Genomic DNA, 11,730 nt, shown 5'->3' on the forward strand with positions numbered 1-11,730 from the left:
GACACTGGTCCCACGATGTCTCCACGTGCACACTCCGGGCTCGAGCCCGCCGCGACCGATCCGGCGTCCATCCGCAACTTCTGCATCATCGCCCACATCGACCACGGCAAGTCCACCCTCGCCGACCGGATGCTCGGCATCACGGGTGTCGTCGAGGACCGGGCGATGCGCGCGCAGTACCTCGACCGCATGGACATCGAGCGCGAGCGCGGCATCACGATCAAGTCGCAGGCCGTGCGGATGCCGTGGGAGCGCGACGGGCGCACGTTCGCCCTGAACATGATCGACACTCCGGGCCACGTCGACTTCTCCTACGAGGTCAGCCGCTCGCTGGCGGCCTGCGAGGGCGCGATCCTCCTGGTCGACGCGGCGCAGGGCATCGAGGCCCAGACGCTCGCGAACCTCTACCTCGCGCTCGAGAACGACCTCACGATCATCCCTGTCCTGAACAAGATCGACCTGCCGGCCGCGGACCCCGAGAAGTACGCGAAGGAGCTCGCGAGCCTCATCGGCGGCGACCCGGACGACGTCCTCCGCGTCTCCGGCAAGACCGGCATGGGCGTCGAGGCGCTGCTCGACCGCGTCACCGAGCTCATCCCGCCGCCCGTCGGCGACCCCTCCGCCCCTGCGCGCGCCATGATCTTCGACTCCGTGTACGACGCCTACCGCGGGGTCGTCACCTACGTCCGGATGATCGACGGCAAGCTCTCGCCGCGCGAGAAGATCCAGATGATGTCGACCCGCGCCACGCACGAGATCCTCGAGATCGGCGTGTCGAGCCCCGAGCCCGTCGCGACGCAGGGTCTCGCGGTCGGCGAGGTGGGCTACCTGATCACCGGTGTGAAGGACGTGCGCCAGTCGAAGGTCGGCGACACCGTCACCACGGCGTCGAAGCCCGCGACGCAGGCGCTGCCCGGCTACACCGAGCCGCTCCCGATGGTCTTCTCGGGCCTGTACCCGATCGACGGCAGCGACTACCCGGACCTGCGCGAGGCCCTCGACAAGCTCAAGCTCTCGGACGCGGCACTCGTCTACGAGCCCGAGACGTCGGTGGCGCTCGGCTTCGGCTTCCGCTGCGGGTTCCTCGGCCTCCTGCACCTCGAGATCATCACCGAGCGCCTGCAGCGCGAGTTCGGTCTCGACCTCATCACCACGGCGCCCTCGGTCATCTACGAGGTCTCGACGGAGGACAAGAAGACCGTCACCGTCACGAACCCGAGCGAGTTCCCCGTCGGCAAGATCGCCGCCGTCACGGAGCCGATCGTCAAGGCCGCGATCCTCGCGCCGAAGGACTACGTCGGCACGATCATGGAGCTCTGCCAGAGCCGCCGCGGGACCCTGATCGGCATGGAGTACCTGGGCGAGGACCGGGTCGAGATCCGCTACCACATGCCCCTCGGCGAGATCGTCTTCGACTTCTTCGACAACCTCAAGTCCAAGACCGCCGGCTACGCCTCGCTCGACTACGAGCCCGCCGGCTCGCAGGAGGCCGACCTCGTGAAGGTCGACATCCTGCTGCAGGGCGAGCAGGTCGACGCGTTCAGCGCGATCGTGCACCGGGAGAAGGCCTACGCCTACGGCGTGCTGATGACGGGGCGCCTGCGCAAGCTGATCCCGCGTCAGCAGTTCGAGGTGCCGATCCAGGCCGCCATCGGCGCCCGGATCATCGCCCGCGAGTCGATCAGCGCGATGCGCAAGGACGTCCTGGCCAAGTGCTACGGCGGCGACATCACCCGCAAGCGCAAGCTCCTCGAGAAGCAGAAGGAGGGCAAGAAGCGGATGAAGATGGTCGGCCGCGTCGAGGTCCCCCAGGAGGCGTTCATCGCCGCGCTCTCGGGCGACGTCGAGACCAAGGACAAGAAGTAGCGCGAGCCCCGTCGCCGGCGCCCGTCCCCCCTCCCGGACGGGTGACGCACCCCCCGTCCGGGACATCGTGTCCTCGGGGATTGCGGCGCCTCACAGCGGACCGATAGCTTTCGGACGCCAGGACGCGGCCGTGGATCGAGATCGATCCGCACGGGGGGCTGCAGCGTCGACGACCGGTCCTCCACCATGACGAAGGGTGGTAGTCCGTGGTGCCTACGAGCACGAGGAAGCGCTGGATCAGGACGGGGGCGGCGCTCGCGAGCATCGCGGCCGTCGCAGCGGGATCGCTGGTGGCGGCGGGACCGGCCTCGGCAGCGAACAAGGTGATCCCGGTCGCGCCCGCGCCCTACTCCTGGTCGGACAGCGCCCGGTTCGGCACCGACGTGCCGCTTCCGGTGGCCGCAGACGCGACCACGCTGACCGTCGAGCTGCCCGACTCCACCGCTCCCGACACCTTCACCGAGTGGTCGCACCCCGGCTACCGGGTCGTGACGTGGCAGCTGAGGAGCACCGCGACGGACCTCGAGAGCGGCGAATCCGTCGTCGACACCGCCACCAACTCGATCCAGATCCCGATCGGACGCGCCGCCGGCTCCTTCGGCGGCACCTCGCTCTCGCTCCTCCTGAACGGCGCCGAGGACGAGGCGGACGACGCGTACGCTCCGGCCGGCGTCGACCGGACCGGCTTCGTCCTCGCCCTCTCCGCCGACCTCCAGGTGACTGCTGCGAGCGGGTCCGCGGAGGCCGACCTCGACCTGTCGACGTCCACCTCCTCCGAGCGCGCCGGCGGCGAATTCTGGGCCGGCGGCGGCACTGTCACCGAGGCCGGCGCGGGCGACGTCATCGTCCTCGACTCCGGTGTCCCCGGCTTCTTCGACCTCGCGGGCCTCAGCGCCACGGTCGGAACGGAGGACGGTGGCCGCCTGAAGGCCGTCCCCAAGGTCGTGCAGGACGGCCGGGGCATCGCGATCACCCCGACCCAGGAGTTCTTCGACCGCTACCTCACCTTCAGCGACACGACGCCGCTCGGCGCCCCGTCCGTCGAGGTGAAGGGGCTCAGCCGCGGCGGCGAGCAGCCTTCCGGCACCGGCGTCATCGTGCGCGCGCCGCTGCGCGTCGTCCCGTCGACCACCACCCCGACGCCGACGCCGGGCACCGGCCCGGAGGTCGTCCGCCTCGCGGGCACCGACCGCCAGGGCACCGCCGTCGAGATCTCGAAGGCGACCTTCGACACCCCCGGCGTCCCCGTCGTCTACATCGCCACCGGCGCGAACTTCCCCGACGCGCTCAGCGCCGGTCCCGCCGCCGCGAAGCAGGGCGGCCCGCTCCTCCTGGTCGACCGCGACTCGGTGAGCCAGGTCGTCCGCGACGAGCTCACCCGTCTCAAGCCCCAGCGGATCGTCGTCGTCGGCTCCGACCTCAGCGTCAGCGACGCCCTCGCCACCGACCTCGGCCAGTACGCGAACGGGAGGGTCTTCCGCCTCGGAGGCACCGACCGCTACGACACGTCGCGGAAGATCATCGAGAGCGCCTTCGGCGGCGGCTCGCCGAAGGGGGCCTGGCTCGCGACCGGCGAGAAGTTCCCCGACGCGCTCAGCGCCACCGCCGCCGCGGGCAAGAACTCGGCCCCCGTCGTCCTCGTGAACGGCGGCCTCCCGGCGGCCGACCCGACCACTGTCGGGATCCTGAGGGGGCTCCGGCCTCCGGTGCTCACCATCGCGGGCTCCGAGCTGTCGGTCAGCGCCGGCATCCAGAACTCCCTCACGGTGCCGGCCGGACCGGTCGTCACCCGCATCGGCGGGGTCGACCGCTACGACACCTCGGAGCAGCTCAACCGGGCGGCCTTCCCCCGCGGGTCGAAGACCGTGTTCCTGGCCACCGGAGAGAACTTCCCCGACGCCCTGGCCGGAGCCGCGGCCGCCGGGCGCACGGGGAGCCCCCTCTTCGCCGTGCCCCCGACCTGCGTGCCGGTCAAGGTGCTGCAGGACATCAAGGCCGGCGGAGCGACGCGCGTCGTCCTCCTCGGCGGCACCGGCACCCTGTCGCCGGCCGTCCAGAAGCTGACTCCCTGCAGCTGACCCGACCCGCACCACGACGAGGGCCCTCCTCCCGCTCCGGCGGGGGAGGGCCCTGCGTTGTTCCCGGCTCGGGGCGCCGACGGTCGGATACGCTGGGTCGGATGGACAGCACCACCCGGCACGCGGACTCGACGCGCGCCGCGCTCGAGGAGTCCGGGAAGAAGGTCGGGACGTGAGCATCCGCCGCTCCAACTTCGAGGGCCAGCCGCAGGTCACCTACGCGGCGGTCGGCGGCACTCTGGCACCCGACCTGCTCGAGTACCCGCCGGACGGCTTCACGGCCGAGCGTTTCGAGGCCCGTCTCGGCTCGGGCGACGAGCGCTTCGCCATCACCACCGCCTCCCTGATGACCTGGGGCGTGCAGCGCGGCAGCGGCATCGAGGTGACCGACATCACCAGCGGGAGCGGCGTGCAGTACACCGGCGTCAACTTCGACGCGGCGGGCACCCCGATCGACCTCGTCAGCCGGCCGACGGAGGAGCACTTCGCTCCCGACGGCACCCCCTACATCACCGCCGGCGTGACCGCCGTGCTCCGCGTGACCCTGCTCGGCCGCGTCTTCGACGCCCCGGTCCGCGTGGTCTACGTCGTCGACGAGCCCGACCAGGTCGGCTTCGCCTACGGCACCCTCGAGGGCCACCCCGAGAGCGGCGAGGAGTCCTTCGTCGTCGAGAAGCGCGCGGACGACTCGGTCTGGCTCGTCATCCGGGTCTTCTCGCGACCCTCCACCCGTCTCTACCGCCTGGGCGCGCCGGTGCTGCGCGCCGTGCAGAAGCGCCAGGTCGCCAAGTACCTGCGCGCGCTGCTGCCGGCGCGCGTCAGCTGACGTGGGGAGCGCCCTCCCGATCGCCGATCCTGCTCCGCTCGACGGCGGACTGCCCGCGTCCGTCGTCGACGGCGTGGAGCAGCGGGACCTCGGCCTCTACGTGCACGTGCCGTTCTGCCGGGTCCGCTGCGGGTACTGCGACTTCAACACCTACACGGCGACCGAGCTCCGCGGGGCGAAGCAGCAGGACTACGCCGACGAGGCGATCACCGAGATGGCTCTCGGCGCCGACGTGCTCGAGCGCGCGGGCCTGCCCCGGCGCCCCGCCCGCACGGTCTTCTTCGGCGGCGGGACGCCCACCCTCCTGCCCGCCGGCGACCTGGTGCGGATGCTGGGCGGCCTCCGCACTCACTTCGGGGTCGCGCCCGACGCCGAGATCACCACCGAGGCGAATCCGGACTCCGTCGATGCCGCCTACCTCCGCGCGCTGGCCGAGGCGGGCTTCACCCGCGTCAGCTTCGGGATGCAGTCGGCCGTGCCGCACGTCCTCGCCACGCTCGAGCGCACCCACGACCCGGAGCGGGTCCCGCTCGTGGTCGAGTGGGCGAGGGAGGCCGGCCTGCAGGTCAGCCTCGACCTCATCTACGGCACGCCGGGGGAGTCCCTGGCCGACTGGGAGCGGTCGCTCGACTCCGCGCTCGCCAACCGGCCGGACCACCTCTCGGCCTACGCCCTGATCGTGGAGGACGGCACGAAGCTCGCCCGGCAGATCCGCCGCGGCGAGGTCGCGACCCCGGACGACGACCTCACCGCCGACATGTACGAGCTCGCCGACGCGCGCCTGGCCGCGGCCGGGTACTCCTGGTACGAGGTCAGCAACTGGGCGCGCGACGACGCCCACCGCTCCCGGCACAACCTCTCGTACTGGCTCGGCCACGACTGGTGGGGCGTCGGTCCCGGCGCCCACAGCCACGTCGGAGGCGTGCGCTGGTGGAACGTGAAGCACCCGGCGGCCTACGCCGACCGGCTGAGCACCGGGGTCTCACCCGCTGCCGGGCGGGAGACGCTCGACGCGGGCACGCGGCGGGTGGAGGACGTGCTGCTGCGCTCGCGCCTGGCGGACGGGCTGCCCATCGACGCGATCGACGCCGGTCGGCGCAGCGAGGTGGCGGGGCTCATCGCCGACGGCCTCATCGACGGCCGGGCGGCGCTCGGCGGCCGGATCGTGCTGACCCTGCGCGGCCGTCTGCTGGCCGACGCGGTCGTGCGCCGTCTCACCGACGGCTGAGGCCGGATCCCGGGGCGGCCGACGCACGGCCGCCCCGGTTCCGCGGCTACTTGAAGAACGGGATGCTGAGCGGATACGTGTAGTACTCGCCCGCGCTGGCGCGCAACGAGGCGATGATCGCGAAGACGATCACCAGGATCGGCACGACCAGGAACACGATGAAGCCGACGAGCACGAAGGACAGGATCGTCCCGGCGACGTAGGCGATCAGCGTCGTCAGGTGGAAGTTGAGGGCCGTCTTGGCGTGCGCCTCGAGGAACGGTCCGCGCCCCTTGAAGACCAGGAAGACGATCAGCGAGGGCAGGAAGCTGAAGAAGATGCCGGTCACGTGCGTGACGATCGCCCAGGTCTTCTCGTCCGCCGGGTTCAGCGGCGGAGCCGGGGTCCCGTAGACGGGGGGCGGGGGAGGGGTGGCCGACATGATGGTCTCCGTTCCGGCGGCGGCGACGGGCGTCCCCCGTGCGCTCGGCGTCCATCGTGGCATGCGGCGACTCCCTGCGCACCGGGCCGCGCGGGACCTCCTCCTCGGGGATGACGGGGCTCCTCCCCGCGGCCCTGCAGGAGTGCACCCCGGCCGATCCCGGCGCAACCCCGCCGGGCGGTCCGCCTCCCGGTTATGATTGGCACTCAGAGTTGCGGAGTGCCAGGCTCCGCGCGGCGTCAGCGCCGCAGACGGTCGTGCCCGCGGGCACTCGGAGTCCGGCGGGAGGTCGGTCGTATGGTCACGGAGCGCGGTCTCCAGGTCCTGCGCGTGATCGTGCAGGACTACGTGGCGAACCGGGAGCCGGTGGGCTCGAAGTCGATCGTCGAGCGCCACGCGTTCGGCGTCTCGGCCGCCACCATCCGCAACGAGATGGCCCAGCTGGAGGAGGAGGAGCTGATCGCGGCTCCGCACACGTCCTCCGGCCGCGTGCCGACCGACAAGGGCTACCGCCTCTTCGTCGACCAGCTCGCCGACCTCCGCCCGCTGACCTCCGCGCAGCGCCAGGCGATCGAGACGTTCCTCGGGCAGAGCCCGGACCTCGACGAGGTGCTGGTCAAGACCGTCCGCCTGCTCTCGCAGCTCACCAACAGCGTCGCGCTCGTGCAGTACCCGTCGTTCGGAGCCGCGCGGCTGCGCCACGTGGAGCTCGTCGCCCTCGCTCCCCGCCGCCTCCTGTCGGTGCTGATCACCGACACCGGCCGGGTCGACCAGCGCGTGCTCGAGACCCCGGAGGACGTGGACGACGCGCTCCTCGGTGAGATCCGCGCGAAGCTCAACACGGCCGTGCTGGGCCTCGGGCTCCAGCAGGCGGCCGAGACGCTCGGCTCCGTCGCGGAGCGCTTCAGCCCCGAGCGGCGCCACGTGCTGACGCCGATCGTGCAGACCCTGCTCGAGCAGGTCGGCGCGAACCGGCAGGACCGCCTGGTCATGGCCGGCGCCGCGAACCTCGTCCGCACCGAGGAGGACTTCTCGGGCAGCATCTACCCCGTGCTCGAGGCGATCGAGGAGCAGGTGGAGCTGCTGCGACTCTTCGCCGAGATGACCCCGGACCCCCGGGGCATCTCGGTGCGCATCGGCCGCGAGAACGCGCCGTTCGGGCTGCAGGAGACGTCGGTGCTCACGAGCGGCTACAACACCGCGGGCGGCCAGGTCTCGCGCCTGGGCGTGCTCGGCCCGATCCGGATGGACTACTCCGGCAACATCACCGCGGTGCGCGCCGTCGCCCGCTACCTCTCCCGCCTCCTCGGCGAGGAGTAGGCCCGACCTCCCGGCCCCCGCCGGATCCCCCCGGTGCGCCGTGCCCGGCCCACCGACCCACGAACGAAGGACGAAGCCACCTGTGGCCGATCACTACGAAGTGCTGGGCGTCGACCGCGACGCCTCCGCCGACGAGATCAAGAAGGCGTACCGCCGACTCGCCCGCGAGCTGCACCCCGACGTCAACCCGAGCGCGGACGCCTCCGAGCGCTTCAAGCTCGTCACGCACGCCTACGACGTCCTGAGCGACGCCCAGCAGCGGGCGCAGTACGACCGCGGGCCCCAGGAGGGCTTCGGCGGCGGTGCCCAGGGCTTCGGCGGGTTCGGCGACATCTTCGAGACCTTCTTCGGGCAGGGCGCGCAGGGCTCGTCCCGCGGGCCGCGCTCCCGCCGTGAGCGCGGCCAGGACGCCCTGCTGCGCGTGGAGGTCTCGCTCGACGAGGTCATCTTCGGCACCCACCGCGACCTCGAGGTCGACACGGCGGTGCTCTGCGAGACGTGCCAGGGCTCGTGCTGCCAGCCCGGCACCTCGCCGGTGACCTGCGACATCTGCCACGGCTCCGGCCAGATCCAGCGCACGGTCCGCTCGCTCCTGGGCAACGTGATGACGGCGAGCCCCTGCGGCACCTGCCGCGGCTACGGCACCGTCATCGCGACCCCCTGCTCCACCTGCCAGGGCCAGGGACGCGTCCGCGCCCGCCGCACCATCCCCGTCGACGTCCCCGCGGGAGTCGACACGGGCCTGCGCCTGCAGATGCCCGGCAGCGGCGAGGTCGGCCCGGCCGGCGGCCCCAACGGCGACCTGTACCTCGAGATCAAGGTCAAGCACCACGACGTCTTCAGCCGCAACGGCGACGACCTTCTCTGCACCCTCGAGGTGCAGATGACGGACGCGATCCTCGGCTCCACGGCGTCGCTCAAGGCGCTCGACGGGGACATCGAGATCGAGATCAAGCCGGGCACGCAGAGCACCGAGATCGTCACGATCAAGGGACGCGGAGTCACGCGCCTGCGCGGCAGCGGACGCGGCGACCTCCGCATCGGCATCCAGGTCGTCACCCCGACGAAGCTGGGCCACCGCGAGCGGGAGCTGGTCCAGGAGCTGGCGAAGCACTACAAGCCGCAGAAGCCCGCGCTGACCCACTTCCAGCAGGGCCTGTTCTCCAAGCTCCGCGACCGCTTCCTGGGCTGAGCCCCGTGGCGCACCACTACATCGACGAGTCGCTGAACTCCGAGGGCTTCGTCGTCGGGGGCCGGCTCGCGCTCACCGGCGCGGAGGCACGGCACGCCGCGACCGTCAGCCGGATCCGCGCGGGCGAGAGCGTCCGGGTCGGTGACGGGCGCGGACTCGTCGCGACCGCGGTCGTCGAGAGCGCGGAGCCGGTGCGAGTGGTGCTCGTCGTGGAGTCTGTGCAGGAGTCCCCGGTTCCGTCCCCGCGTCTTGTCCTCGTGCAGGCCCTCGCGAAGGGCGACCGCGACGAGCTCGCCGTGCAGGCGGCGACCGAGCTCGGGGTGGACGAGGTCGTCCCGTGGCAGGCCGCGCGGTCGATCTCGCGGTGGTCCGGCCCGAAGGAGGAGAAGGGGCGCGAGCGCTGGCGCACCATCGTGCGCGAGGCGAGCAAGCAGTCGCTGCGCCCCCGGGTGCCCGAGGTCGCGCCGCTCGAGCAGGTGCGCGGTCTCGTCGCGCGCGCCGCGACGTCCCGCGTGCTGGTCCTCGAGCCCTCGGCGCAGGCGCGGCTCTCCCAGGTGGTCCCGGACGGACGCGACCTGGTGCTCGTCGTCGGGCCCGAGGGCGGCATCGCTCCGGAGGAGCTGCGGCTGCTCGCGGAGGCGGGCGCCGAGGCCGTCGCGCTCGGCGACTCCGTCCTGCGCACCTCGACCGCAGGTCCCGCTGCCATCGCCGTCCTCTCGGCCCGCCTGGGCCGCTGGTGACGCTCCTCCACAGCCGACTCGGGGCTCCGGAGCAGGGTGCCGTGGGCGAACGCGGCGCCCGTCGCGCACGGGCCCCGTTTAAGATGAGTGCATGAGCGAACCCACCGTCTTCACGCGCATCGTCCAGGGCGAGATCCCGGCCGATGTGGTGTTCGAGAACGAGCGCATCCTCGCGATCACCGACATCGAGCCGAAGGCGCCCGTCCACCTCCTCGTCTTCCCGAAGACCCAGGAGCACGCCACGGTCGCCGCCCTCGCCGCCGCCGATCCCGCCCTGCTCGCCGAGATGGTGCAGGTCGCCCAGTCGCTCGCCGACGCCCACAGCAACGGTCAGTTCCGCCTCGTCTTCAACTCCGGCGAAGAGGCGGGCCAGACCGTGTTCCACGTGCACGCCCACGTCCTGGGCGGCCACCAGACGGAAGGCTCCCTTGCCACCGGTTGAGAACACGGGCGCGAGCCCCGACGAGCGTCCCGCCCCCGGCGCGGACGCGTCCGAGACGACGCGGCGCGTCGTCGCCGTCGACGGAGTCGCGATGGTGCGCCTCCTCGGACCCCAGGACCGCCTCATCCGAGCGGTCGAAGGACGATTCCCCGATGTCCGGGTGCACGTGCGCGGCAACGAGGTGACGCTCGACGGCGAGCGCGAGCCCGTCGCCGCGGCGACGCGCCTGGTGGAAGAACTGGTGCGCATGACCGCGAGCGGGCACGATCTCGACCCGGAGGGCGTGCGCGAGTCCGCCCGCATCCTGCAGAACGGCGGGCCGGTGAGCCCGGCCGAGGCGTTCGGCCAGGCCATCCTCACGGCACGCGGACGGAGCGTGAGGCCCAAGACGCTCGGGCAGCGCGAGTACGTCGACGCGGTCGATCAGAACACCATCGTCTTCGGCATCGGCCCGGCCGGAACCGGCAAGACCTACCTGGCGATGGCGAAGGCCGTGCAGTCGCTGCAGCGCAAGGAGGTCGAGCGGATCATCCTGACCCGCCCGGCGGTCGAGGCGGGGGAGCGGCTGGGCTACCTGCCCGGCTCGCTCACCGACAAGATCGACCCGTACCTGCGCCCGCTCTACGACGCGCTGAACGAGATGATGGACCCCGAGATCGTCCCGAAGCTGCTCGCGGCCGGCACGATCGAGGTCGCGCCGCTCGCGTACATGCGCGGGCGCACGCTCAACAACTCGTTCGTCGTGCTCGACGAGGCGCAGAACACGACGCCCGAGCAGATGAAGATGTTCCTCACCCGCCTCGGCTTCGGCTCCAAGATGGTCGTCACCGGCGACATCACCCAGGTCGACCTGCCGACCGGCGCGAGCGGACTCCGCCTCGTGACGCGCGTGCTCGACGGCATCGACGACATCCACTTCTCGCGCCTGACCAGCGAGGACGTGGTGCGCCACAGCCTGGTCGGCCGCATCGTGGACGCGTACACCGAGTACGACCAGCAGAAGCAGGCGCAGCACTTCGAGCGCGAGCAGGCCCGGGAGTTCGCGAACCGCGCCGAGCGCCGCGGCCAGGCCGCCCGCCCGCCCGGCGACCGCCAGCCTCCGCGCGGCTGAGCCCGCCCGCCCCTCCCGAACCGAAGGAAGACCCGCCCCCGTGAGCATCGAGATCAACAACGAGTCGAGCGTCCCCGTCGACGAGGCCGCCCTGCTGCGCCTCGCCGGCTACGCGCTCGACTCGCTCCACGTGCACCCCGACGCCGAGCTCGCGATCGTGCTGGTCGACGAGGGCGCGATGGAGCAGCTGCACGTGCAGTGGATGGACGAGCCGGGACCGACTGACGTGCTCAGCTTCCCGATGGACGAGCTGCGTCCCGGGACCGAGGACGAGCAGACCCCCGCGGGGCTCCTCGGTGACATCGTGCTCTGCCCGCAGGTCGCGCAGTCCCAGGCCGAGTCGGCCGGCCACTCCGTGCTCGACGAGCTGCAGCTGCTGACAGCCCACGGGCTCCTTCACCTGCTCGGCTTCGATCACGCCGAGCAGGAGGAGGAGCGCGAGATGTTCGGCATCCAGCGCGACATCCTGGTCGGCTTCCACATCAGCGAGCGACGCCGCTAGAGCG

Annotated in this window: 11 protein-coding genes; 10 read left to right on the forward strand and 1 reads right to left on the reverse strand. The window is 71.9% G+C overall.

Going from position 1 to position 11,730, the window contains the following annotated elements:
- The first annotated feature begins 15 nt into the window (after nt 1-15).
- The 4 genes from lepA (at nt 16) to hemW (ending at nt 5,998) form a co-directional block, all read left to right on the forward strand.
- On the forward strand, nt 16-1,866 hold the full coding sequence (lepA, locus tag C5D04_RS11430; protein ID WP_104223127.1) for a translation elongation factor 4: 1,851 nt from the start codon (nt 16-18) through the stop codon (nt 1,864-1,866).
- Nucleotides 1,867-2,075: 209 nt separating this feature from the next.
- On the forward strand, nt 2,076-3,944 hold the full coding sequence (locus tag C5D04_RS11435) for a cell wall-binding repeat-containing protein (RefSeq protein ID WP_181137703.1): 1,869 nt from the start codon (nt 2,076-2,078) through the stop codon (nt 3,942-3,944).
- 172 nt (nt 3,945-4,116) lie between these two features.
- Nucleotides 4,117-4,770 (forward strand): DUF1990 family protein, encoded by a 654-nt coding sequence (locus tag C5D04_RS11440; protein WP_244229440.1) that lies wholly within the window; start codon nt 4,117-4,119, stop codon nt 4,768-4,770.
- Nucleotide 4,771: 1 nt separating this feature from the next.
- Nucleotides 4,772-5,998: a radical SAM family heme chaperone HemW gene (hemW, locus tag C5D04_RS11445; protein WP_104347729.1), complete on the forward strand. Its 1,227-nt coding sequence runs from the start codon at nt 4,772-4,774 to the stop codon at nt 5,996-5,998.
- Nucleotides 5,999-6,044: 46 nt separating this feature from the next.
- Here hemW and C5D04_RS11450 read toward each other — a convergent pair whose 3' ends face one another.
- The gene (locus C5D04_RS11450; protein WP_104347730.1) at nt 6,045-6,419 is read right to left on the reverse strand and encodes a DUF4870 domain-containing protein; all 375 of its coding nucleotides are present in this window, start codon (nt 6,417-6,419) and stop codon (nt 6,045-6,047) included.
- 297 nt (nt 6,420-6,716) lie between these two features.
- On the opposite strand from C5D04_RS11450, the gene hrcA reads away from it, so the two are divergent.
- The 6 genes from hrcA (at nt 6,717) to ybeY (ending at nt 11,726) form a co-directional block, all read left to right on the forward strand.
- Complete coding sequence (gene hrcA / locus C5D04_RS11455; protein WP_104223131.1) at nt 6,717-7,739, forward strand: heat-inducible transcriptional repressor HrcA; 1,023 nt, start codon at nt 6,717-6,719, stop codon at nt 7,737-7,739.
- An 82-nt stretch (nt 7,740-7,821) separates the two neighbouring features.
- Nucleotides 7,822-8,931: a molecular chaperone DnaJ gene (dnaJ, locus tag C5D04_RS11460; RefSeq protein ID WP_104251191.1), complete on the forward strand. Its 1,110-nt coding sequence runs from the start codon at nt 7,822-7,824 to the stop codon at nt 8,929-8,931.
- A 5-nt stretch (nt 8,932-8,936) separates the two neighbouring features.
- Nucleotides 8,937-9,671 (forward strand): 16S rRNA (uracil(1498)-N(3))-methyltransferase, encoded by a 735-nt coding sequence (locus C5D04_RS11465; protein WP_104347731.1) that lies wholly within the window; start codon nt 8,937-8,939, stop codon nt 9,669-9,671.
- A 91-nt stretch (nt 9,672-9,762) separates the two neighbouring features.
- Nucleotides 9,763-10,113 (forward strand): HIT domain-containing protein, encoded by a 351-nt coding sequence (locus tag C5D04_RS11470; RefSeq protein ID WP_104225201.1) that lies wholly within the window; start codon nt 9,763-9,765, stop codon nt 10,111-10,113.
- A 91-nt stretch (nt 10,114-10,204) separates the two neighbouring features.
- On the forward strand, nt 10,205-11,224 hold the full coding sequence (locus C5D04_RS11475) for a PhoH family protein (protein ID WP_104225204.1): 1,020 nt from the start codon (nt 10,205-10,207) through the stop codon (nt 11,222-11,224).
- 40 nt (nt 11,225-11,264) lie between these two features.
- On the forward strand, nt 11,265-11,726 hold the full coding sequence (gene ybeY, locus C5D04_RS11480; RefSeq protein ID WP_104347732.1) for an rRNA maturation RNase YbeY: 462 nt from the start codon (nt 11,265-11,267) through the stop codon (nt 11,724-11,726).
- Nucleotides 11,727-11,730: the final 4 nt, after the last annotated feature.

This window comes from Rathayibacter sp. AY1D2, assembly GCF_002932695.1.
Taxonomy (GTDB): domain Bacteria; phylum Actinomycetota; class Actinomycetes; order Actinomycetales; family Microbacteriaceae; genus Rathayibacter.